Here is a 23,464-nt window from a genome sequence, read left to right as displayed (position 1 = left end):
CGAGTATGAATGCTGTTGATGAATTTTCCAGAACAAGAGTAACTCTTGGTTTTGCTGCGCAACAATATGGTTTTGAAGTAATACCATCTTTTGCTTCTGGAATAACAATTACTTCTTTAGCGTGCGACGTTAGGAATGTTAAGCCTGGGTGTCTTTTTATTCCTGCAAATCGCGTAGATAAAAGACAATTGGAAGCTGCTAGAGATGCTGGAGCATACGCAGCAATGGTTACTCCAGAGTTTAGATCCGAAGCAATGAGCGTTGGTATTCCACTTTTAGTTTCTTCCAACAATCCAGTAACTTTGGGTAAACTTGCTTGCGATGTTAATAATGACCCATCTTCTTTTATAGCGACTTTTGCGGTTGCTGGCGATGATGATGACGAAGTCTACGCAAATGTTATACGTTTAGCAGATTTTCTTCATATGCTTGGCAACCCAATTGGTGTTATAAGCGCTGCAGGGTCTAATTCTCTTCAGCGAGAACTGGATTTAGAATATCCGCTTGGAATCGTGGATATTCAGCACAATTTGTCGGTATGCGTAGAAGATGGTGCTGCAGCTGTTGTTATAGCGTTAAATTCTGCAACTCTTAAAAAAGACGCTTTGCAATCTGTAAACATTGATGTTCTTGGAGTTGAAAGCAATAATGCGCTAGCAATGGCCGGAAGTCTTGATTTGTATAAGTCAGATTCCAGTTTGCAAGCTATTGAACACAGTAGTGGCGATTTGGCATATGGTTCAAGCTTGGCAAATTCAAAAGATAAGTCGCAAGCAAGCGGCGCATTAGAAGCCAAATCTAAAGTGAATGCTAATTCAGAAGATTCGCAAGATTCGTATGAGTCTAAGTCTAAAGAATCATCGGAATCACTTATATATAGTAATAGAAAAGATGATTCTAAGATTGATTCTAAGATTGATTCTAAGATTGACGAATCAAGCATAAAATCTGCGCGCCCCGTAATGAGTTTTTATAATTTGCAACAAAGGTATGGATTTATAAGTCACGAAAGATCTTATTGTGTAATGCGTTCTAGGGAATCCGATGAGTTAGCTGCATTAGCAGATCAAATCGGCGGCAAAAGTGTTAGTAAACATCTTTCTCTTTCAATCGCAATGGTTCTTGCTGCTGGTGTTAGAAGAGGTACAATTAAGAGCGCGTTGCGAGTATCTCACGAACTAAAATAGAAACCAATATATTTTAAGAGCAGAAAATGTTTTCAATAGAGCAAAATAGCAAGCAAAATAGCATGCAAAATAAAATTACAGACACTGTTTTTACGCAAGATAGTACTCATATGATGCCTATGAGCATTAAAGAGGTATCAGATGCTGTTAACGCAAGCGAGCTTTTATGTGGTTCGTCTGCATCTTGCGATTCTGTAAAAAGCATCGATATTGTTAATTTCGCTACAAGTGATTCGCGTAACGTTGCTTGCGGAGCGGTATTTATTGCTATAAAGGGCGAGCGAGTAGATGGACACGATTTTGTTCAAAAAGCGGCTCAGCTTGGAGCCAAAGCTGCGATTGTGGAACATGCTGTTTTGCTGGATGAAAGTGTGCAAAACAAGATTGCGCAAATAGTTGTTAAAAATTCGGTTGAAGCGCTTGGACTTTTAGCAAAACATAATTTAGTTCGCCGCCGCGCGTTAAATACGCCATTTAGCATTATTGGCATAACTGGTTCCGTTGGAAAAACTACCACAAAAGATATGCTTAATGCTTTGCTTTCAACGCTTGGCAATACAGTTGCGCCCGTTGGCTCTTTTAATAACGAGATTGGATTGCCGTTAACGTCTTTGCGTGTAAACGAGAATACGCGATTCCTTATTGCGGAGATGGGTGCAAATCATGTTGGAGAAATCGCAATGCTCACAACTATTGCGCCTCCAGACTTATCGGTTGTGCTAAAAGTTGGTGTTGCTCATTTGGGCGAATTTGGATCTGTAGAAAAAATTGCGCAAGCTAAGAGTGAGATTGTTAGGGGACTTTTGCCTCATGGTGTTGCGATTTTGAATGCAGATGATTTTCGCGTTGCGGCTATGAACAAGCTGGCTGACCAAGATAAAGTTCGCTGGTTTGGCTTAAATGTTGATAATAATGGCAATTTTGATGCGTCGAATAATGGCAATTATCAATTACGCGCGCAAAATATTTCTTTAGACGAAAGTGGTTGTGCAAAATTTACGATTATCGAGAGCGAAAAAATCGCGACTAGTGAAAATAGTGCGACTAGCGAAAATAGTGCAACACTACATCTTGCGCTTCCTGGCGTGCACAATGTTATGAATGCTCTTGCTGCATCAAATGTTGCACGATATTTTGGAATGAGTCTTAAAAACATTTCTCTAGTTTTGAATAAAGTTTCGCATATTAGCCCGCATCGTATGCAAATTTCTGTTATTTGCAAAGATGATAAAAAGTTTACACTTATTGACGATTCGTTTAATGCAAATCCAGACTCTATGAAAGCAGGAATTGACGGATTATGCTCTTATGAGTCCGATGATTCTTCTAATTCCGCTAACTCTTCTGACTCCGACGATTCTGCCAATTCTGCAGATTCTGCCAAGTCTTCATCCACTAAACTTTTTAGAATCGCTGTTTTAGGCTCAATGTTGGAACTTGGAAAAGACGAATATAACATGCATGAGTCTATAGGAAAATATGTTGCACAAAAGAATATTGACGCAATAATTTCCGTTGGATCTTCCACGAGTGAAAAATTAGATGAATTAGCTTCTTGCATAGCTAAAGGTGCTAGAGACAATTGGCAAAATAACAGAAATAACATTGTAAATAAGTATCAAAATAACAATGTTGATTCTAAAAACAACGTGTACTTTGTGCATGATTGTATTGAGGCGAATAATATTGTTTGGAGTCTTGTGGCTGATCATTCTAGTACTGTTGTGTTGTTAAAGGGGTCTCATGCTTCGGGGCTGAGCGTTTTGGCTGAAAGCTGGGCTAAACTTAGTAAGAGCCTTAACACTAGCCTTAACAAAAATACGGAGGTTAACCTGTGATTGCGCTTATTGTGGGAATAGTGGTTTCGCTAATAGTAACTATTGTTGGCACGCCGCTTTTAATCCGCTTAGTACACCGATTAAATTACGGACAATACATTCGCCAAGACGGCCCGCAATCCCATTTAGTTAAGCGTGGCACTCCTACAATGGGCGGTGTTGTTATTAATCTTGCTGTTGTAGTTGGCTGGGCTGCATCTGCTTTATACAGGTATTTTTCTGTTGGCAGAACGCCTTCTTGGTCTGCAGTTCTTGTTCTTTTTGCAATGCTTTCAATGGGCTTTTTAGGTTTTGTTGATGATTTTGCAAAGGTTAGAAAAAAGCAGAATCTTGGCCTTTCTGTGCGAGCAAAGTTATTCGGTCAGATTATTTTTGCAAGCATTTATGCGCTTTTGGCTCTTATGCTTCCAACTCAGTCGGGCATTGCAAGTGCGCAGCCTGGCATGAGTTTTATAGAAAAGCCATTCTTTGATTTTTCTATGTTTGGCAAAGCAATAGGAATTGTAATTTTTATTGTTTGGGTAAACTTTTTAATGGCTGCATGGTCTAATGCTGTAAATCTTACAGATGGGTTAGACGGTCTTGCTGCTGGATCTTCTATGATTGCTTTTGCAGGATATGCGCTTATAGCTTTTTGGGAAAGTTACCACGTTAAAGGCGGCGGTCATTTTGGATTCTCTTATGCTGTATCGGATCCGCTTGATTTAACAATTATTTCTGTTTGTGCTGCCGTTGCTTGCTTTGGATTCTTGTGGTACAACTCAAATCCTGCTCAAGTGTTTATGGGAGACACTGGTTCCTTGGCTTTAGGTGGTCTTTTTGCTGCGCTTTCCATTGCTACTCACACAGAGTTTTTGGCTGTTATTTTAGGCGGACTTTTTGTTGTAGAAACTTGCAGCGATGTGATTCAAGTTGGTTGCTTTAAGATGACGCATAAGCGTGTATTTAAAATGGCGCCAATCCACCATCATTTTGAGCTTGTTGGATGGGCAGAAGGCAAAGTTGTTGTTCGTTTTTGGATGATTGAGCTTATGTTTGTTCTGTCTGCATTGATGACGTTCTATGCGGATTGGGCAGGTCGTTCTGGACTGTTGATTTAAGGTGATTATATGAGCAATGTTGCAAATGATTTGTGCAAGGAGTTCTCTTTGCACAATGAATTCCCATTCCATAACGTTCTTGTAGCAGGATTAGGTGTTTCTGGCATAGGAGCCATGGAAGTGCTTAAAACTGTTGGCGCTAATGCGATTAGCGCAGACGAGCGTAAGGAAGAAGCGCAAATCCGCGATTTTTCTAAAATCGATTGGAACACGATTGATGCTGTTATAACATCGCCAGTTTTTAACCCTAGAACGCCTTTTATTCTAGAGGCTCAAAAGCGCAATATTCCAGTCATCAGCGAAGTGGAGCTTGCGTGGCTTGTGCGCGTAAAGTCGCTTAAAACTAATCTTCCAGCTGCATGGATTGGAATTACTGGAACAAATGGAAAAACATCTACAACAGAGATGACTTCCGATATGCTTACAGCTTGCGGTCTAGATGCTCCTGCAGTTGGAAACATTGGCAAGTCTGTTTCTTACGCTGCGCTAGAAAAAGAACACGACGCGTTATGTGTTGAATTAAGCTCTTTTCAACTTCATTTTACTAATTCCTTAGAGTTGGATTGCGCTGCGATTACTAATATTGCGGCTGACCATTTGGATTGGCACGGTGGCATTGAAGCTTACGCAAAAGATAAGTCGAAAGTTTTTAATGGCGTTAAAAAAGCGCTTGTGTATAATGCTCAAGATTCACGAGTTAGCGAATTAGCAAAAGTTGCACAAGTCAAAGATGGTTGTAAAAAAATCGGTTTTACGCTCAGCGCGCCAAAATGCGGAGAAATAGGCGTTGAAAATGGTTGGATTGTAGACAAAAGTGGCGTTGCTGGCGCAAAAATTAGCGAGCCAGTTAAAATAGTAGCGCTAAAAGAACTAAAACACTTATGCGAGCCAGATGGAAGCGTGTATCCTCATCTTCTTGCAGACGCACTAACTGCACTAGCTCTAACTCTTGGCTTAAAACAAGACGTTGAAAATGCAGTTAAAGCATTGTGCAACTTTGCTCCAGGAGGGCATAGGATTCAAACTGTTGCAACGTTAAATGCTAAAGATAATCTTCCAGAACACGCGATTCGTTTTGTTGATGATTCAAAAGCTACTAATGCTCATGCTGCTGCAGCCTCTATTTCTAGTTTCGGCAAAAAATCCGTAATTTTGATTGCTGGAGGTCTTGCAAAAGGTGGCCATTTTGAAGATTTAGTTAATCAAAATCGTAGTATTATTAAGGCTGTTGTTGTTATTGGGCTAGATCAAAAGCCGATTGTAGAAGCGCTTAATTCTAAAGGTCAAGGTATTCCTGTAACAATAGTTTCTGCGAATGGCGAAAGTTGCGAATCTTTTGATTCTGTAGATGATCGCGTTCTTAAAGAGGTTGAAAAGTCGCCAGTTCTTAGCGCGGATTCTACTTTGGGTCAAAAAGTTATTTCTACAGCTGTTCAAGCTGCTGGAGGGTACGCGCAGCCTGGAGATGTTGTTCTTCTGGCACCAGCATGCGCTTCTATGGATCAATTTGTTTCTTACGCAGATCGTGGCAATCGTTTTGCTAAAGAATCTGAGCGATGGGTTAAGAGCCATGAATGAGAACAATAAAAAAGCTAGCTCATCAAGTTCTAGAAATCCTAAAAAGCTTAAAAAGCGCGGTTTTGGCATTTTTGGCGGTTTTGGTGGCAGATCTTTTGGTAGTAGATCTTTTAGTAGTAAATCTTCTGGAACTAAGGCAGATTCATCTACTAATATTTCGGGTGTTCAAGAAACATTTAGTGATAATACAAAGGCTTTTAAGCAATACGTTGGTATTCGCAGTATTTTTAACCCATTGTGGTGTCTTTTTGGACTAAGAATATCTGTTGTAATATTAACCGTTTTTGGCTTATTCATGGTGTTTTCAAGCTCGTCGGTAACGAGGATTACTTACGGAGCTGGCCCTTGGGGTTCTGGAATGAGCCAGCTGTTTTATTGCATTATTGGTCTTGTTGGATATTTGATTTTTTCACATCTTCCTGTTGATTTTTATAAAAGCAGGATTATTACCATTTACGCAATATCGGTTTTTATGCAATTTTTGACTTTTGTTCCAGGTATTAGGCACGAGGTTAATGGTAATGCTAGCTGGATTAAAATAGGCCCGCTTACAATGCAACCAGCGGAAATCACCAAACTTGCTATATGTATTTGGCTACCAATGGCACTTATTCTTGCAAAAAAGGCTTATAAGCGTGTTGCTATGCGCGCATATATTCCAACAGTTGTAGCTTTGGGTGTTTCTGTTCTTTTAGTTGTTGCAGGCAAGGATCTTGGTACAGCTCTTATTATTTTGCTTATTGCTGTTGTGGCATTTTATGTGGGAGGATTCCCTACAAAATGGCTTGTTGTGGCCCTTCTAACGGCTTGTGCAGCGGTTTTATTGCTTGTTGTGACTAGCCAAAATCGTATGCGTCGTATTCTTGCTACGATTCATGGATGCGACGCAAAGTCGATTAGAGGCGTTTGTTTTCAGTCGATTCATGCGCAATACGCAATGGCGTCTGGTGGAATAATGGGAGTTGGTATAGGTAATTCTAGAGAAAAGTGGAATTATTTGCCGTATGCTCACAACGATTTTATTTTTGCAATCATTGGCGAAGAGATGGGCTTTATTGTTGCTTCTTGCGTAATCCTTCTTTACATTGTAATTGGATGGTGCTTGCTAACTTCTGCTTTGCAATCAACAAATAAGCTTGTTTCAATATCTCTTATTAGCATTGCTACTTGGATTGTTGGCCAAGGACTAATAAACATTTTGGTTGTTGTTCAGATTTTGCCAGTTATGGGCGTTCCTATGCCATTTGTTTCCGCAGGTGGATCTTCTCTTGTTATGTGTCTTCTTGCAATGGGTGTTGCGGATAGTTTTATTAAGAGCAATCCGAACATAAAATTTGGGAATAAATGGTCATTAAAGCGTGCAAAATCGCGGCAGCAAAGTGGTGATTAATCAGCTCAATAATAAACAAGTGTTAATCAAAAACAAGTGTCAATCAAAATTGGGAAAGTATTATAAAATTATAAAATCCGCTTTTCGTAAAAATTTTGTTTAATTTATATTTAATTGTTAAGTCATATATTAAAGTTTTAAGTAGATTAGTTCTGATTGGGATTTCTGATTGGGATTATTAAATAAGCAGATTGTAGGTGGCGAATTGGCGCAAGATCAATATAAAGATAGCAATTCTTTGCATGTTGTTCTAGCAGGCGGGGGCACTGCTGGTCACGTTAATCCTCTTCTTTCTGTAGCGCATGCATTAAAAGATTTAGATGAGTCGGTAGAAATCAGTGTTATTGGCACTAATGCTGGTTTAGAAAAAACGCTAGTTCCTAAAGCTGGGCTGCCATTAGACGTTATTGAAAAAGTTCCATTCCCTAGAAAACCTAATTTGTACATGCTTAAGTTTCCTTTTAAGTGGATTCGCGAAACGCGCAAGGTTGCTAAGATTCTTGAGCAAAGGCATGCGAATATTGTTGTTGGATTTGGCGGTTACGCGTCTGCTCCAGTTTATGCACAAGCGCATAGAATGCATTTGCCTATTGTGATTCATGAGCAAAATGCGCGCGCTGGAATGGCAAATAAGCTTGGCGCGCGTTGGGCAAGCATGATTGGGTGCGTTTACGATGGCACTGGTTTAGTCGCAAAGGCGGCGTCGAATAGCAAAGCTATAAGAGTTGGTCTTCCTCTTAGAAAATCCATATCGGATTTATGTGCAAAGATTACTCAAGACATTGATTTAGCTAGATTTGAAGGCGCTAAAAATCTTGGACTAGATCCTAGCAGGCCGATTATTCTTGTAACTGGCGGGTCTTTGGGTGCTAAAAGCATTAACGAAGCTGTATCTATTGCTGCTGGCGATTTACTCAAATGCGCGCAAATCATTCATCTTACGGGTAGCGGAAAATCTAAAGAAGTTAAAGATAATGTTGAGCGTTCGGCTGGTCTTAATCAAATAAACGACATTAAGCCAGAGCATGCAGGACTTGGTGATTACCATATTTGCGAATATTTAGAGCGAATTGATTGGGCTTTTGCTTGCGCTGACTTGGTGATTTGCAGATCGGGAGCAGGCACTGTTGCAGAAGTTTCGGCGATTGGCGTTCCTGCAATCTACGTGCCGCTTCCAATTGGAAACGGCGAACAGCGATTTAACGCGCAGCCTGTTGCAAACGCAGGAGGAGCGATTATTGTAAACGATTGCGATTTTAGCGATGATTGGATTCGCGCTAACGTGTTGAAATTGCTTAATAACCCAGACGAGCTTTGCCAAATGCGTGAAAAAGCTTGGAAATACGGCATTCGTAATGCTGCAAGAGTAATGGCAGAGCATATTCTTAAGATTGCAAAAGAAAGCAAAAAATAATCATGGAAATTAATATGAATCCTATTTGTGCTGCTTTTAGTAAAGATCAGACTGTAAATTCTTTAGGTTCTGTGCATTTTATTGGCATTGGTGGCGCTGGAATGAGCGTTTTAGCAGAGATGTTGCACGAAGAAGGCGTTAGCGTAAGCGGATGCGATAGTAAAGAAAGCGACCACACAAATCGCTTAGAAGAACTCGGAATAAGTGTACAGATTGGTCAAAGTGCAAGCCACGTAAAAAATGCGGATATTCTTGTGTACTCTAGTGCGATTAAGCCAAATAATCCAGAAGTAGTGGCGGCTGCGCAAAATGGCGTAAAACTTGTTCATAGAAGTGACATTTTATCTTTACTTTTAAGTTCTAAAAAAGGTGTGACTGTTGCGGGAGCGCATGGTAAGACTACAACAAGCTCTCTTTTGGCTCACATTTTGAAAGTTTGCGGTAAAGGCGATTTAGCAGACCCGAGTTATGCGATTGGCGGTTCGATTCAAGCGCAGGGCGGCGGAGAATTAGACGGAGGTCATGCTGGGCGCGGAAGCGTTATGGTTGCGGAGGCGGACGAATCCGACGGCAGCTTTGAAAAATACAATCCATATATTGCAATTGTTACAAACGTAGAAGCGGACCACCTAGACCATTATGGAAATGCGCAAAATTATCGCGCAGCGTTTGTTGAGCATTTAAGCCACGCTCTAGGATTTATTGTGATTTGTGCAGACGATGATGGCGCTCGCGCTGTTCTAGAGGATTTAAGCGATGATTCTCTTAAAAAAACAATCGCATACGCAAGTAGCAAGAATAGTGTTTCTTGCTTAAGTAATAGAGTAAAAAGCCTTGTAAAGTTTGCGTTTATTAATCACGAAAGCGAGCAGACTGGTAGTGGTAGTGAGTCGTTTGCTATTGACTTTGGCGGCGATTCTATAAGCGTTAATCTTATGATTCCAGGCTTGCACAATGCTAGAAACGCGTGTGCTGCGATTATTGCAGCAACACTTTTGGGCATGAATCCTAAAGATGCAGCAGATGGAGCTTCGAGCTTCCTTGGTGCTTCTAGAAGATTTGACATTCGCGGATGCGTTGGCGGAGTAACGGTTGTAGACGATTACGCGCATCATCCTACAGAAATCGACGCTCTTTTGCGCGCTGCAAGAAGAAGATACCCAGATTCTACGATTCGCGTGCTTTTCCAGCCACATCTGTTTTCTAGGACGCGCTCTTTTGCGCGCGAATTTGCTTCTGCTTTATCTCTTGCAGACGATGTAATCGTAACTGGCATTTTCCCAGCTCGAGAAAAGCAGGAAGATTTTCCAAATATTCACGCTTCGACTATTGTTAACGCAGCTAAAGAATGTGCGCTTAATTGCAATATTGAAGCTGTAGAAGATATGAGGGATGGCGCTTTAATGCTTGCTCGCCGAGCTAATAGTGGAGATGTACTTTTTACGGTTGGTGCTGGAAGCATTACCACTATGACGTCTGTTATGCTAGAAGAGTTGCGCTTAAAGCAATAAGCTAAATGGGCAATAATAGTCGGCAAACAAGCGATAATAAGCAATCTGTAAAGCCGCAAATAAAGTAGTAAATAAAGTAGTAAATAAAGTCGCGTGTAGATGCAAGTGGAAGTAGGTGAGTGATAGTTATGGGTCGAATGATTTTTGGCAAGTCTGCCAGCAATGATGAATCCAATGAGCCTAATAATCCTAATGAATCTGCTAGCTCTATTAAGCATACTAGGTCTATTACATCCACTTTTGCTACAAGCGATACCTTTGCTACGACTGATAATTTCCCTAAGTCTTCTAATTTTTCTAAGTCTTCTAATCTTGATGCGCATAAAAGGTCAATTCAATCCAATCTAAACTCACAAAATTCTACAAGATTAGCTAAAAATGATTTATCTAATAGCAAAAAAGCGACTACGAGTAGCTCGTTAGAAAATCAATCTTCTAAAAATGCTTTTGTAGATGCAAGAAGACTTTCCGTAGTTGATTTTGTAAAGCAAACGTTAAAGTCTAGTTCGGGTCCTCTTGGAATTACATCTAGACCTAAAGTAATAGATTTTAGCGCTCGCGAAAAAGAAAAGAATTTTGCTAAAATACGTACCATTTTGCTGCGATTTGCCTACGCTTTTCTTGCGTTTGCGTTAATCGCTTTGCTTTGTTGGATGCTGTTTTTATCTCCATTTTTCCGTCTTGATTCTAAAAATATACGCATTTTTGGCTCTAACGAATGGGTGAGTGAACAGAAAATCGCGTCAATTGCGTCTAATCAGGTAGATAAGTCACTGTTTTTAGTTTCTTCTCAACAAATAATTGAGCAATTAAATAACATACCTGGTGTAACAGAAACAAAGGTTGTAAAGCAATTTCCGCACGGTTTGCAAATAACTGTTCGTGCGCAAAAGCCTGCTGCAATGCTTAAAGCAAAAGATGGCGAAAAACTTACAGCTGTAGATGTTAAAGGTAGAGTCTTAAACGCTGTTCAAAACGTTTCTACAAGCGGAATACCAGTTATAGAAGTTAGCGACGTTAGTAAAAGTCTAAACAGTAGAGCTGTTAAGGAAGCGTTGAAAATTGTAAGCTCGCTTTCTCAAGATTTTAGGTCTCACGTTATTCGTGTTAGTGCAAAAACTCAGGATTCTGTTGAAACAGAGGTTTCTTACCCTGGCCCAAGCGGAGACGTTCATAGGATTGTTGTTTGGGGAGATTCTTCGGATTTGGAACTTAAAAAGGCGATTGTGGAAACGATTATTAGCGATCCAAGTAAAATCGGCAATCGTCAGCTTTTGGATGTTTCTGCTCCTGCAAGGCCGATTCTTAAGTAGTTTGCTTGAGTAGCTTGTTTAAGCGGTTTTTAATTGTCAAGCAAATGTGTATAATAATAGTTTGTGTGTGCCAACGGCGTGCCTTATGTTATAGGCGTGCTGGTTGGGATATCCCAAGTGCCAAAGATAGCGCGCAGTAATGCGTGGCTGGAGGCGCAAGGGCCATCGGGCCGGTGGACTGTGGCTTTTCTCTTTAACCGATTCAGGTTTAAGGTGTGCTGCAGTGCTGCGGTTTCACCAAATAGAAGACATTAATGAATCGGAGAACTTAAGTTGCCTACGATTGAACAACTCGTCCGTAAGGGACGTCAGGCCAAGCCTAAGAAGTCAAAGACTTTGGCCTTGAAAGGTAGCCCGTTGCGTCGTGGCGTGTGCACTCGTGTGTACACAACCACTCCTAAGAAGCCAAACTCTGCGCTTCGTAAGGTTGCTCGTGTGCGCCTCAGCTCGGGTATTGAAGTAACCGCCTATATTCCAGGCGAAGGTCACAACTTGCAGGAGCACTCCATTGTGCTTGTGCGCGGTGGCCGTGTGAAGGATCTCCCAGGTGTGCGTTACCACATCGTGCGTGGCGCTCTCGATACCCAGGGTGTTAAGGACCGCAAGCAGGGTCGTTCCCTGTATGGAGCAAAGAAGGCGAAGTAAAACATGTCACGTAAAGGACCTGCAAAAAAGCATCAGCTGCTTCCTGATCCAATCTACGGCTCGACCGTCGTGGCTCAGTTGATTAACAAAATTCTTCTCGATGGTAAGAAGTCCATCGCAGAAAACATCGTCTACACCGCTCTTGAGCAGGTGAAGGCAAAGACCGAGCAGGAGCCAGTTTCTGTTTTGAAGCGCGCTCTCGATAACATTCGTCCAAGCCTCGAGGTTCGTTCCCGCCGCGTTGGTGGCGCAACCTACCAGGTTCCAGTCGAAGTTAAGCCTGCTCGTGCAAACACCTTGTCGTTGCGCTGGCTTACCGACTTCTCTCGCGTTCGTCGTGAGAAGACTATGGCTGAGCGTTTAGCTAACGAAATTCTCGATGCCTCCAATGGCTTGGGTGCTTCTGTAAAGCGCCGCGAGGATACCCACAAGATGGCAGAAGCAAACAAGGCTTTTGCTCACTATCGCTGGTAATCCACAAGATAATCGGTATCTTAAAGAGCTAAGGATAATAATATGGCACAAGATGTGCTTAACGACCTTAATATGGTTCGTAACATCGGCATCATGGCGCACATCGATGCTGGTAAGACTACTACCACCGAGCGTATTCTTTACTACACTGGTAAGAATTACAAGATTGGTGAAACTCACGATGGCGCTTCTACCATGGACTTTATGGCGCAGGAGCAGGAACGCGGTATTACTATTCAGTCTGCTGCAACCACTTGCTTCTGGCAGCGTCAAACCCATGACACAGATGACCGCTATCAAATCAACATCATCGATACTCCAGGCCACGTTGACTTTACTGCAGAGGTAGAGCGTTCTTTGCGTGTTCTCGACGGTGCTGTTGCAGTGTTCGACGGTAAGGAAGGCGTGGAGCCTCAGTCCGAAACCGTTTGGCGTCAGGCAGATAAGTATAGCGTTCCACGTATTTGCTTCATCAACAAGATGGATAAGTTGGGCGCAGACTTCTACTATTCTGTTAAGACCATTAAGGAAAAGCTTGGCGCTAAGCCACTCGTTATTCAGCTTCCAATCGGCGCTGAAAACGACTTCCTTGGTGTTGTTGACTTGATTCGCATGAAGGCTTACGTTTGGAATGACGTTAAGGACGATATGGGTGCCCACTACGACACCGTTGACATTCCTGCCGACTTGCAAGAGCGTGCAGAAGAATATCGTGCCGAGCTTATGGATCAGGTTGCAGAAGCCGACGAAGAGTTGCTCGAGAAGTATCTTGAATCGGGAGAACTTTCCGAAGAAGAGATTCGCATGGGTATTCGCAAGCTTACTATTGCTCGCGAAGCCTTCCCAGTAACTTGCGGTTCTGCATTTAAGGATAAGGGTGTTCAGCCAATGCTGGATGCTGTTGTTGACTTCCTTCCAAGCCCAGAAGATGTTCCATCTATTAAGGGCTTTGATCCAAGCGACGAATCCGTTGAGATTGATCGTAAGCCAGTAAATACAGATCCATTTGCTGCATTGGTCTTTAAGATCTCCACTCATCCATTCTATGGAAAGCTTGTGTTCGTGCGCGTGTACTCTGGCGAAGTTAAGCCAGGCGATTCCGTGTACGATTCCACTAAGTCCAAGAAGGAACGCGTTGGTAAGATCTTCCAGATGCACGCAGATAAGGAAAATCCTGTAGATTCTGCAGAAGCTGGAAACATTTACACCTTCGTTGGTTTGAAGAACGTTAGCACGGGTGACACCTTGTGCGACGAGAAGAGCCCAATTTCCTTGGAATCCATGACATTCCCAGATCCTGTTATCGAGGTTGCTGTGGAGCCAAAGACGAAGGCAGATCAGGAAAAGATGAGCTTGGCCTTGGCTAAGCTTTCCGACGAAGATCCTACCTTCCAGGTTAAGACCGACGAAGAATCTGGTCAGACTTTGATTTCTGGTATGGGCGAGCTTCAGCTCGACATTATTGTGGATCGTATGCGCCGCGAGTTCAAGGTTGAAGCGAATGTTGGTAAGCCACAGGTTGCTTATCGCGAAACCATTCGCAAGGCTGTTATGAACCAGGAATACACCCACAAGAAGCAGACTGGTGGTTCTGGTCAGTTCGCAAAGGTTTTGATGAACTTCGAGCCAATCGATCCAGAATCTGGCGAAGTCTATCAGTTTGTTAACGAGGTCACTGGTGGCCACATTACTAAGGAATTCATTCCTTCCATCGACGCAGGTGTGCAGGAAGCTATGGAATCTGGCGTTTTGGCTGGCTTCCCAGTGGTTGGCGTTAAAGCAACCGTTACCGACGGTCAGACTCACGACGTTGATTCTTCGGAAATGGCCTTCAAGATTGCAGGTTCCATGTGCTTCAAGGAAGCTGCTCCTAAGGCTCACCCAGTAATCCTCGAGCCAATTATGGCCGTGGAAGTTCGTACTCCAGAAGAGTACATGGGCGACGTTATGGGCGATTTGAACTCCCGTCGTGGAAACATTCAGTCTATGACCGACGCTACTGGCGTTAAGGTTATTGACGCTAAGGTTCCACTGAGTGAGATGTTCGGCTACATTGGTGATCTTCGTTCCAAGACTCAGGGACGTGCAATGTTCACCATGCAAATGGACTCTTACGCGGAAGTTCCAAAGGCTGTTTCGGACGAGATTATTAAAGCCCAGCGCGGCGAGTAAAAGCGCACGCTACTTCGGTGTTTTGTGTCCCTAGTCAACGCTAAAATTTCGTACGTTGACTGGGTTCTGGCACCGAAGTGGCACCTAACCCAGAAACCCAGTAAATATGTAGCTAGAGGCTTCACATAAGAGTGTGAAGCGAACTACGAGACGTCCAGGAGGACAAACACATGGCAAAGGAAAAGTACGAGCGTACTAAGCCGCATGTTAACATTGGTACCATTGGTCACGTTGATCACGGTAAGACTACCTTGACCGCGGCTATTTCTAAGGTGCTTCATGGCGAATATCCAGATCTGAACCCTCAGTATGACTTCGATCAGATCGACGCCGCTCCAGAAGAGAAGGAGCGCGGCATTACCATTAACATCGCCCACATCGAGTATCAGACGGCTGCACGCCACTATGCTCACGTGGACGCTCCAGGCCACGCTGATTACGTTAAGAACATGATCACTGGTGCCGCTCAGATGGATGGTGCAATCCTCGTGGTTGCTGCTACCGACGGCCCAATGGCTCAGACCCGTGAACACGTCTTGCTTGCTAAGCAGGTCGGCGTTCCAAAAATTCTTGTTGCTTTGAACAAGTGCGATATGGTTGACGACGAAGAGCTTATCGACCTCGTTGAAGAAGAGGTTCGTGACCTCCTCGACGAAAACGGCTTCGATCGCGATTGCCCAGTCATCCGTACTTCCGCTTACGGCGCTTTGCATGATGACGCTCCAGATCACGACAAGTGGGTAGAGACCGTCAAGGAACTCATGAAGGCTGTTGACGAGTACATCCCAACCCCAACTCACGATCTTGACAAGCCATTCTTGATGCCAATCGAAGATGTGTTCACCATCTCCGGTCGTGGTACCGTTGTTACTGGCCGTGTTGAGCGTGGTAAGCTCCCAATCAACACCCCAGTTGAGATTGTTGGTTTGCGCGATACTCAGACCACCACCGTCACCTCTATCGAGACCTTCCACAAGCAGATGGATGAGGCCGAGGCTGGCGATAACACTGGTCTTCTTCTTCGTGGTATCAACCGTACCGACGTTGAGCGTGGTCAGGTTGTGGCTGCTCCAGGTTCTGTGACACCACACACCAAGTTCGAAGGCGAAGTTTACGTCTTGACCAAGGACGAAGGTGGCCGTCACTCGCCATTCTTCTCCAACTACCGCCCACAGTTCTACTTCCGTACCACCGATGTTACTGGCGTTATCACTTTGCCAGACGGCATCGAAATGGTTCAGCCAGGCGATCACGCAACCTTCACTGTTGAGTTGATCCAGGCTATTGCAATGGAAGAGGGCTTGACCTTCGCAGTTCGTGAAGGTGGCCGTACCGTTGGCTCTGGTCGTGTGACCAAGATTCTTGCCTAGTATTTTCTGATTTTCTAATCTGAAGATATTAGCTAAGGCTTAAAAAAGACCCCATGAGGAAACTCGTGGGGTCTTTTTGTATTCTGTTGAAGAATTGCACATATCTCGTTGTGTGTAGTTTTGTGTGTCGTTTTGTGTTCTTTGAATTTTTATCTTTTTATAATCATCGCAAAATGTTTACTTTTGTGTTTTAAGCGTTATTGTGCAAATGAAGAAAGCGCCTCTAATATTCAGATTTTTGTTGGAATACAGGAAGAAATCATATATGAATCATATTTGTGTAATTAAAAATATAAATACGAAAAAACCCAAGCCGCAAAGCTTGGGTTTTGTTTGTGCCCCCTCAGGGATTCGAACCCTGGACACGCTGATTAAGAGTCAGCTGCTCTAGCCAACTGAGCTAAAGGGGCGTTGGCGTTTTCTTGAGCCGAGTAATAACTATACTCAGAATCGCTTTATTTGCAAGTTACGGCGTGTCGTGTTTTGTGTGCTTTAGGTGCTTGTTGCGAATCTTTTAAACTCTTGTTGTCCATCTTCTAAAAGAAACTTGGTATATGCCTTTGCTAAATATGACGCTTTTTAACCACGATTCTGGCGATTCTAAAAATAACAACGTTAATCAAAATGAAGTTAGCCAGAATAATGCTAGTCAAAATGTTTACGACAGCCAAAGCAGTACTACACAGCGCACGCTACCTTTACGCGCAAGTGAAACAAGTGCTGAAAATCCTTGGCCAGTAAGTGTTATAAGCCAAAAGTTCCATGGTGCTGTAGAAAAGTGGCCTGCGGCTTGGGTAGAAGGTCAGATTGTTGAAATCAACATGCGAAGGTCTACATCTGGCTACATAACGCTTAGAGACAGCAATGAAGACGTTTCAATCTCCATAATGGGCTTTAGTAAGTTTGTTCAGCAAGCTAAAGATTTGCATCAAGGCGATAGGGTAGTTGTTCACGGCAAGGCAGATATTTGGGTAAAAGCAACACGATTGAGCTTTGTTGCCGACGAAATTAGGCGTGTTGGTGCTGGCGACTTAAAAGCGCAAATAGATGAGTTGCGCAAAAAGCTTAAAGGCGAAGGCTTGTTTGACGCGGAAAATAAAGTGCCGCTTCCTGAGTTTCCAAAGTGCATTGGACTGGTGTGTGCGCCTCAAGCTCGCGCAGAGGGCGATGTTATTACAAACGTGAATTTGCGCTGGCCTGTAACGCGTTTTAAGGTGGTTCACGCGCATGTTCAGGGTGTGCAATGCCCGTCAGACGTTATTGCGGCAATTAAGCAGCTAGACGCCGATCCAGAGGTTGATGTGATTATTGTTGCGCGCGGTGGCGGCAGCTTTGAGGATTTGATTGGATTTTCGGATGAAGGCGTGGTTCGCGCTACGGCTGCTTGCGTAACTCCGATTGTTTCTGCGATTGGTCACGAAGACGATTGGACGCTTATTGATTTGGCGGCAGATATGCGAGCTTCTACGCCTACAGATGCAGCAAAGCGCGTTGTTCCAGATGTTAACGAGCAATGGCAGTTGATTGATAACGCTTTGCAACATGCGCGCATGAGGATTTCTGCGCGAGTGAGCAACGAGATTCAGCTTATTGAGGGATATGCGAATAGGCCAAGTATTACTCAGCCAACCACTATGCTGGAGCCGCATGAGTTGTTTGTGCAGCAGTCGGTTGAGCGCATGAGGCATGGTTTGGTGCGGTTGCTGGACAATGCTAGTTTGACTGTTGAAAAGGCACATGCCAGTATTACGGCTCTTAGTCCGCAATCAACGCTTAATCGCGGTTACGCGGTTGTGCAGATTAGCGGTGGGAAAGTGCTTGACGATTCTAGTCGTGTAAAAACTGGCGATGATATAACAGTCACTCTTAAAAGTGGCTTGATTACGGCTAATGTTACTTCTGTAGAAAAGTCGTAAAATCGTAAAGTCGTAAAATCGTAAAGTCGTAAAACTGAAAGTCTTAAAACTAAAAACGCAAAATCTTAAATAAAAATCTTAAATAAAATATTAGAAAAGGATGATTATGAGTGACGAAATAAAAGACGCAAGTGCAAAAGCTGACGCGATTAGCACGCTTAGCAGCGAAGAGCGAGCTGCGATTAACGCAATGCCTTACGAAGAAGCGCGCGAAAAGCTTGTGCAAGCTGTTAAAGCTCTTGAGGCTGGCGGTTTGACTTTGGATCAGTCTATGCATCAATGGGAGCTTGGAGAAGCGCTAGCAAAGCGTGCGCAGGGCTTGCTTGCATCGGTTCACGCTAAGCTTGATGCGGCTCAGGCAGAGCAGTCGGCTACAGCTGCGACGGCTGGAACGCAATCAAATCTTGAATCTTGAACATGTTATAGCGTGTAAACCACGCTATAGTGTATAATTGCCATTTGTTGCCTCGGTAGCTCAGTGGATAGAGCACCACTCTCCTAAAGTGGGTGTCGTCAGTTCGATTCTGATTCGGGGCACTTTTTGTGTATAGCTATATTTGGTTGTGTGCTGTATATAGTTTGTTTATTTTTTGACAAATATTAGTTTCTTTTGTAGAATAGATACGTGGTGAAGCCAGGCTGTGTCTGGTTCGCGAAGAGCCAATCAAGTGATTGATTGGCTCTTCGTGCATCTAATGGCGGGGGATTTGGTGGGAATGATGGTGATTTATAAGCCTTTTACTACTATCAAGCAACAAATAAAATTGCTTAAGTCTAGAGGAGTAGTGTTTTCTGATGAGCTTAAAGCTATGGAAATACTTGAAAGAGAAGGTTACTATAGCGTTGTGAATGGGTATAAAAATCCATTTCTTGAATCAAAAAATTCGAATAAATATGTTCAAGGAACAAAGTTTGAACACATTTATTATCTTTTTAAATTTGATCGCGAACTTCGTGGTATTATTTTTGCGGCTACAACTAGAACAGAAGCATTGTTAAGGTCATCATGTTCATATTGTTTTAGCCAGATTCACGATAATGAAGTCAATGCTTACCTTAATTAAGCTAATTATGAAGATCCAAAGGAATCGCGCGGTTTAGTTAGAGCATTTAATCGAATTATAGAAAATAATACGTCAAATAATAAAAAATTAAATCTAGGGAAAGAATACATACGGCATTGTATCAATAATCACGATGGTCAGGTTCCATTATGGGTTTTATCTAATGACCTAACTTTCGGACAGATATTCTGGTTTTACAAAGTTCAAACTAGATGCACGAGAGGTTTGGTTGCTAGGGAATATACTGAACTTTATAATTCTTCACACTGTTCTCAAAAAGATATTACGTCAATAAAAATTGATTCTACTTATAGAAGAATTAAAGAGTTCAGAAATATTTGTGCGCATGATGAACGTTTGTATTGTGCTAGACCGCATAGTTTCAATGCAACAGTTTTTCAGCTTATTAAAGATTTCGACTTATTCTTAGATACTAACTATTATCTAGAGTTTTTAGAGAAGATTGAGAAATTACTAAGTGCGCTTTGCGTTGAAGTGCCAAGTTGTTCCAAAAATGTTATTGAATGCATTGGAATGTCTAGTATTAATGAATTTTATGATTGGAAAAATAAAATTAAAGAAAATATTACCTTGAATAGTAACTTGTCTGTTCCCAACGAAGCAACTCTTAAAGCTATGAATCACGCTAATCAAATTATAGATGGCAAAATTTCTGAAGACGGCATTGTTTTTAGCAATGCTAATGAAGCTAAAGCATTTTTGGATAATATGTCATGAAAATTATTCGCGAGTCGCGAAATTCTTCCCAATGTTAGGGGATAGTGTTAGATTGTTTCTAACTTAAGCGATGATCCGTTATCGGCGGGGAGTTTTCGGAAGAACGGCGAGGATTCGTAAGGTTCTCGCTTATTAGAACCGACGGGGTTGGCCCGTATAGCCAAACACGAGAGGCTGCAAACGTTGCATAAGCATTTTGCAGCAAGCGAGGTGGTACCGCGGCAATAACTGTCGTCCTCGCAGGGAAATATTCACCCTGTTGAGCGAGGAGAGCACAGTGAGCGAATCCACTAATCCAGCAGCAAACGCGTCCGAAAAGTCATGCGCAAATAACGTATACCCAAAGGTAAGTGTTTCAGCATCAACGCAAGAAAACGCCGCCGCGCAAGTTGCACCAAATCCTTCTTTCCCAAAGCTTGAAGAGTCCGTTCTTCAATACTGGGATGCAAATAACACTTTCCGCAAGTCAATCGAATACCGTCCGTCTGGCAAAGGTAGCCAAAACGAGTTCGTGTTCTTCGATGGCCCTCCATTTGCAAACGGTCTTCCTCACTACGGTCACTTGCTAACAGGCTACGCAAAAGACGTGGTTCCGCGCTATCAGACTATGCGCGGACGCAAAGTAAACCGCGTTTTTGGTTGGGATACTCACGGTCTTCCTGCAGAGTTGGAAGCGCAGAAGGAACTCGGCATCGAGTCTGTTGATCAAATCGAAAAAATGGGCATCGCAAAGTTCAACGATGCTTGCCGCGCCAGCGTTTTGAAGTACACAAACGAGTGGCAAAACTACGTGCATCGTCAGGCTCGCTGGGTTGATTTCGAGCGCGGCTACAAAACGCTGAATATTCCATACATGGAATCCGTAATGTGGGCGTTTAAGCAGCTTTACGATAAGGGCTTAGCTTATAAGGGTTACCGCGTGCTTCCGTACTGCCCAAAGGATCAGACTCCGCTTAGCGCTCACGAGCTTCGCATGGATGCGGATGTGTACCAAAATCGCCAGGATACAACTGTTTCCGTTGCTGTTAAGCTTCGCGACGAAGACGATGCTTACGCAGTATTCTGGACCACCACTCCTTGGACAGTTCCAACAAACTTTGCAATCGTAGTTGGCGCAGATATTGATTACGTGGAAGTTCGCCCAACTGAAGGCAAGTTCGCAGGTAAAAAGTTCTACATCGGTAAGCCTTTGCTCGGCTCCTACACTAAGGAACTTGGCGAAAATTACGAAGTTGTGCGCGAACTTAAGGGCGCGCAGATGGCTGGTTGGCGCTACTACCCAGTGTTCCCATACTTTGCAAGCGATTCTGCGCTCGCAGAGGGTGGCACTCCTGGTCCTAACGCTTTTACGATTTTCACAGCAGATTATGTTGATACCGCTGAAGGTACTGGTCTCGTTCACCAGGCTCCTTACGGCGAGGACGATATGAACACGCTTAACGCGCACGAAATTCGCAGCGTTGACGTGCTTGACGCAGGATGCAAGTTTACAAGCGACTGCCCAGATTACGAAGGCTTGTACGTTTTCGACGCGAATTTGCCAATTTTGCGCAACTTGCGTGCAGGAGACGGCCCGCTTGCTCAAATGCCAGAAGATCAGCGCGCGTTGCTGTTCCAAGAAAAAAGCTACGTGCACAGCTATCCTCATTGCTGGCGTTGCGCAACTCCGCTTATTTACAAGCCTGTTTCTAGCTGGTTTGTGTCTGTTACAAAGATTAAGAAGCGTTTACTTGAGCTTAATCAGCAGATTAATTGGATTCCTGGAAACGTTAAGGACGGCCAGTTTGGTAAGTGGCTTTCTAACGCTCGCGATTGGTCGATTAGCCGCAACCGCTTCTGGGGTTCGCCAATTCCAGTTTGGGTGAGTGACGATCCAAAGTATCCTCGCGTAGACGTTTACGGTTCGCTCGAAGAGCTTAAGGCTGATTTTGGCGATTATCCTCGCGACGACGACGGCAATGTGAATATGCACCGCCCGTATATCGATCGCCTTACTCGACCGAACCCAGACGATCCTACTGGAAAGTCGCAAATGCGCCGCATTACGGACGTTCTCGATTGTTGGTTTGAGTCTGGTTCTATGCCTTTTGCACAGTTCCATTATCCGTTTGAAAATAAGGACTTCTTCGAAGAACACTTCCCATGCGATTACATCGTTGAATATATTGGTCAGACTCGCGGCTGGTTTTACACGCTTCACATTATGGCTACAGCTCTATTCGACCGTCCAGCTTTTAAGAACGTGATTTGCCACGGCATTGTGCTTGGTTCCGACGGCCAGAAGATGAGTAAGCATTTGCGCAATTACCCAGATGTTAATGGCGTTTTCAACGAGTACGGTTCGGATGCTATGCGCTGGTTCCTTATGTCTTCGCCAATTTTGCGCGGTGGCAATTTGATTGTTACTGCCGACGGCATTAGGGATACTGTTCGCCAGGTTATGCTTCCAGTTTGGAGCTCTTACTACTTCTTCACTTTGTATGCGAATGCTGCAAACGGTGGCAAGGGCTACGATGCTCGCAGGCTTCGCGCGGACGAGGTTGCAGGCCTTTGCAACATGGATCGCTACTTGCTTGCTCGCACGCGTTTGCTTGTTGAGCGCGTAGAAAAGTGTTTGAACGAGTTTGCGATTAGCGATGCTTGCGCGGCAGTAAGTGATTTTATTGACGTGCTTACGAATTGGTATATTCGCGGCAGCCGCGACCGATTCTGGAATGAAGACGAGACTGCTTTTAACACGCTTTACACTGTTCTTGAAGTGTTCATGCGCACGATTTCTCCTCTTGCTCCTATGGAGGCAGAGGCTGTGTGGCGTGGTCTTACTGGCGGCGAATCCGTGCATTTGGTTGATTGGCCTTATTTGGTTGAACCGCAAATGCTTTCGGATGGAGAGAAAAACCCTAAGGCTGGCGAAGTGACTGAGCTTGGAGCGGTTCTTGCGCACGACGATGCTTTGGTTGCTGCTATGGATAAGGTTCGCGAGGTTGTTTCTTCTACGCTTTCTTTGCGTAAGGCGGAACAGTTGCGTGTGCGCCAGCCGTTGGCAAATTTGACGGTTGTTGCAGAGAATACTGATGCTGTAGAGCCTTACGAGCAGGTGCTTGAGCGCGAGCTTAATGTGAAGAATGTTACATTCTGCACTTTGGAAGATGCTAGCAGCCATGGTTTGAAGATTGTTCACGAGCTTAAGGTGAATGCGCGCGCAGCTGGTCCTCGTTTGGGTAAGCAAGTGCAGTTTGCTATTAAGTCTTCTAAGAGTGGCGATTGGCGAGTTGACGAGTCTGGTGCTCCTGTTGTTAACACTCCAAACGGCGAAGTTACGCTTGAACAAGGAGAATATGATCTTGTGAATCGCGTTGAGTCTTCGGATGCTCAAGCGGCTGTGAATACGGCTTCTGCTGCAATGCCAACTGGTGGCTTTGTTATGCTCGATACTGCTTTGACTAGCGATTTGCTTGCGGAAGGTTATGCTCGCGATGCTATTCGCGCTGTTCAAGATGCTCGTAAGGAGAATGGTTTGGATATTAGCGACCGAATCTCTTTGACTTTGAGCGTGCCTGCTTCGGATGTTTCTAAAGTTGAGCAGTTCCGTGATTTGATTGCGGAGGAGACTTTGGCTACAAGCTTTGAAGTTACAGAGGCTGATTCTAGCGCAACTGAGCTTAGCGTAAGTCTTAAGCGTGCGTAAAACACAGCTAACAGCTAATTAACTAAACAAAAAACGTGCCGTTGTATGATTCAATACGTCGGCACG

15 protein-coding genes, 2 tRNA genes and 1 pseudogene are annotated in these 23,464 nt (G+C 43.6%); 17 read left to right on the top strand and 1 reads right to left on the bottom strand.

The features are described 5' to 3' along the window. Positions 1-5: 5 nt before the first annotated feature. The 12 genes from NYP55_RS01830 to tuf all read left to right on the top strand — a co-directional run bounded on the left by NYP55_RS01830 (position 6) and on the right by tuf (position 15,992). Positions 6-1,187 (top strand): UDP-N-acetylmuramyl peptide synthase, encoded by a 1,182-nt coding sequence (locus NYP55_RS01830; RefSeq protein WP_102704952.1) that lies wholly within the window; start codon positions 6-8, stop codon positions 1,185-1,187. 62 nt (positions 1,188-1,249) lie between these two features. Continuing rightward, positions 1,250-3,025: a UDP-N-acetylmuramoyl-tripeptide--D-alanyl-D-alanine ligase gene (locus tag NYP55_RS01825; RefSeq protein ID WP_415697582.1), complete on the top strand. Its 1,776-nt coding sequence runs from the start codon at positions 1,250-1,252 to the stop codon at positions 3,023-3,025. Next, entirely contained in the window at positions 3,022-4,125 is a 1,104-nt protein-coding gene (gene mraY, locus NYP55_RS01820; RefSeq protein WP_004130121.1) for a phospho-N-acetylmuramoyl-pentapeptide-transferase, read from the top strand. The genes NYP55_RS01825 and mraY overlap by 4 nt, the downstream gene beginning before the upstream one ends. Positions 4,126-4,134: 9 nt before the next feature. Further along, entirely contained in the window at positions 4,135-5,703 is a 1,569-nt protein-coding gene (gene murD / locus NYP55_RS01815; RefSeq protein ID WP_060785574.1) for a UDP-N-acetylmuramoyl-L-alanine--D-glutamate ligase, read from the top strand. Next, a complete protein-coding gene (locus tag NYP55_RS01810) occupies positions 5,696-7,093 on the top strand; it encodes an FtsW/RodA/SpoVE family cell cycle protein (RefSeq protein WP_060785573.1) in 1,398 nt (465 codons plus the stop codon). The genes murD and NYP55_RS01810 overlap by 8 nt, the downstream gene beginning before the upstream one ends. 205 nt (positions 7,094-7,298) lie before the next feature. Continuing rightward, positions 7,299-8,507 (top strand): UDP-N-acetylglucosamine--N-acetylmuramyl-(pentapeptide) pyrophosphoryl-undecaprenol N-acetylglucosamine transferase, encoded by a 1,209-nt coding sequence (locus NYP55_RS01805; RefSeq protein WP_415697583.1) that lies wholly within the window; start codon positions 7,299-7,301, stop codon positions 8,505-8,507. 2 nt (positions 8,508-8,509) lie between these two features. Further along, positions 8,510-10,018 (top strand): UDP-N-acetylmuramate--L-alanine ligase, encoded by a 1,509-nt coding sequence (gene murC / locus NYP55_RS01800; protein WP_415697522.1) that lies wholly within the window; start codon positions 8,510-8,512, stop codon positions 10,016-10,018. 128 nt (positions 10,019-10,146) lie between these two features. Then, entirely contained in the window at positions 10,147-11,331 is a 1,185-nt protein-coding gene (locus tag NYP55_RS01795; RefSeq protein WP_415697584.1) for a cell division protein FtsQ/DivIB, read from the top strand. A gap of 273 nt (positions 11,332-11,604) precedes the next feature. Beyond that, positions 11,605-11,976, top strand: a complete 372-nt coding sequence (gene rpsL / locus NYP55_RS01790; RefSeq protein WP_003813881.1) for a 30S ribosomal protein S12 — start codon at positions 11,605-11,607, stop codon at positions 11,974-11,976. A gap of 3 nt (positions 11,977-11,979) precedes the next feature. Next, positions 11,980-12,450, top strand: a complete 471-nt coding sequence (gene rpsG, locus NYP55_RS01785) for a 30S ribosomal protein S7 (RefSeq protein WP_004127577.1) — start codon at positions 11,980-11,982, stop codon at positions 12,448-12,450. 42 nt (positions 12,451-12,492) lie between these two features. Next, positions 12,493-14,622 carry an elongation factor G gene (gene fusA / locus NYP55_RS01780; protein ID WP_004130136.1) on the top strand — a complete coding sequence of 710 codons (2,130 nt, stop codon included), beginning with the start codon at positions 12,493-12,495 and terminating at the stop codon, positions 14,620-14,622. A gap of 170 nt (positions 14,623-14,792) precedes the next feature. Further along, entirely contained in the window at positions 14,793-15,992 is a 1,200-nt protein-coding gene (tuf, locus tag NYP55_RS01775) for an elongation factor Tu (protein ID WP_004130138.1), read from the top strand. A 336-nt stretch (positions 15,993-16,328) separates the two neighbouring features. On the opposite strand, the gene NYP55_RS01770 is transcribed toward tuf, so the two are convergent. Further along, positions 16,329-16,402: transfer RNA gene (locus tag NYP55_RS01770), tRNA-Lys, on the bottom strand. Between the two features lie 144 nt (positions 16,403-16,546). On the opposite strand from NYP55_RS01770, the gene xseA reads away from it, so the two are divergent. The 5 genes and pseudogenes from xseA (at position 16,547) to ileS (ending at position 23,398) form a co-directional block, all read left to right on the top strand. Then, positions 16,547-17,908 carry an exodeoxyribonuclease VII large subunit gene (gene xseA / locus NYP55_RS01765; protein ID WP_472781465.1) on the top strand — a complete coding sequence of 454 codons (1,362 nt, stop codon included), beginning with the start codon at positions 16,547-16,549 and terminating at the stop codon, positions 17,906-17,908. 106 nt (positions 17,909-18,014) lie between these two features. Beyond that, the gene (locus NYP55_RS01760) at positions 18,015-18,323 is read left to right on the top strand and encodes an exodeoxyribonuclease VII small subunit (RefSeq protein ID WP_472781464.1); all 309 of its coding nucleotides are present in this window, start codon (positions 18,015-18,017) and stop codon (positions 18,321-18,323) included. 49 nt (positions 18,324-18,372) lie between these two features. After that, positions 18,373-18,445: transfer RNA gene (locus NYP55_RS01755), tRNA-Arg, on the top strand. Positions 18,446-18,603: 158 nt separating this feature from the next. After that, positions 18,604-19,710: pseudogene (locus NYP55_RS01750) on the top strand (Abi family protein). A 277-nt stretch (positions 19,711-19,987) separates the two neighbouring features. Further along, positions 19,988-23,398: a mupirocin-resistant isoleucine--tRNA ligase gene (gene ileS, locus NYP55_RS01745; protein ID WP_415684906.1), complete on the top strand. Its 3,411-nt coding sequence runs from the start codon at positions 19,988-19,990 to the stop codon at positions 23,396-23,398. The last annotated feature ends 66 nt before the right edge of the window (positions 23,399-23,464 follow it).

The organism is Gardnerella sp. c10Ua_31, from assembly GCF_055700915.1.
The sequence above is the reverse complement of the archived record's forward strand: the minus strand, read 5'-3'. Positions and strand labels throughout refer to the sequence as shown.

Coding starts and splice junctions, on each gene's coding strand:
- xseA (WP_472781465.1), top strand. CDS start 16,547: ATGCCTTTGCTAAATATGACGCTTTTTAACCACGATTCTGGCGATTCT.
- tuf (WP_004130138.1), top strand. CDS start 14,793: ATGGCAAAGGAAAAGTACGAGCGTACTAAGCCGCATGTTAACATTGGT.
- NYP55_RS01795 (WP_415697584.1), top strand. CDS start 10,147: ATGGGTCGAATGATTTTTGGCAAGTCTGCCAGCAATGATGAATCCAAT.
- murD (WP_060785574.1), top strand. CDS start 4,135: ATGAGCAATGTTGCAAATGATTTGTGCAAGGAGTTCTCTTTGCACAAT.
- murC (WP_415697522.1), top strand. CDS start 8,510: ATGGAAATTAATATGAATCCTATTTGTGCTGCTTTTAGTAAAGATCAG.
- NYP55_RS01810 (WP_060785573.1), top strand. CDS start 5,696: ATGAATGAGAACAATAAAAAAGCTAGCTCATCAAGTTCTAGAAATCCT.
- rpsG (WP_004127577.1), top strand. CDS start 11,980: ATGTCACGTAAAGGACCTGCAAAAAAGCATCAGCTGCTTCCTGATCCA.
- NYP55_RS01760 (WP_472781464.1), top strand. CDS start 18,015: ATGAGTGACGAAATAAAAGACGCAAGTGCAAAAGCTGACGCGATTAGC.
- NYP55_RS01825 (WP_415697582.1), top strand. CDS start 1,250: ATGCAAAATAAAATTACAGACACTGTTTTTACGCAAGATAGTACTCAT.
- fusA (WP_004130136.1), top strand. CDS start 12,493: ATGGCACAAGATGTGCTTAACGACCTTAATATGGTTCGTAACATCGGC.
- NYP55_RS01830 (WP_102704952.1), top strand. CDS start 6: ATGAATGCTGTTGATGAATTTTCCAGAACAAGAGTAACTCTTGGTTTT.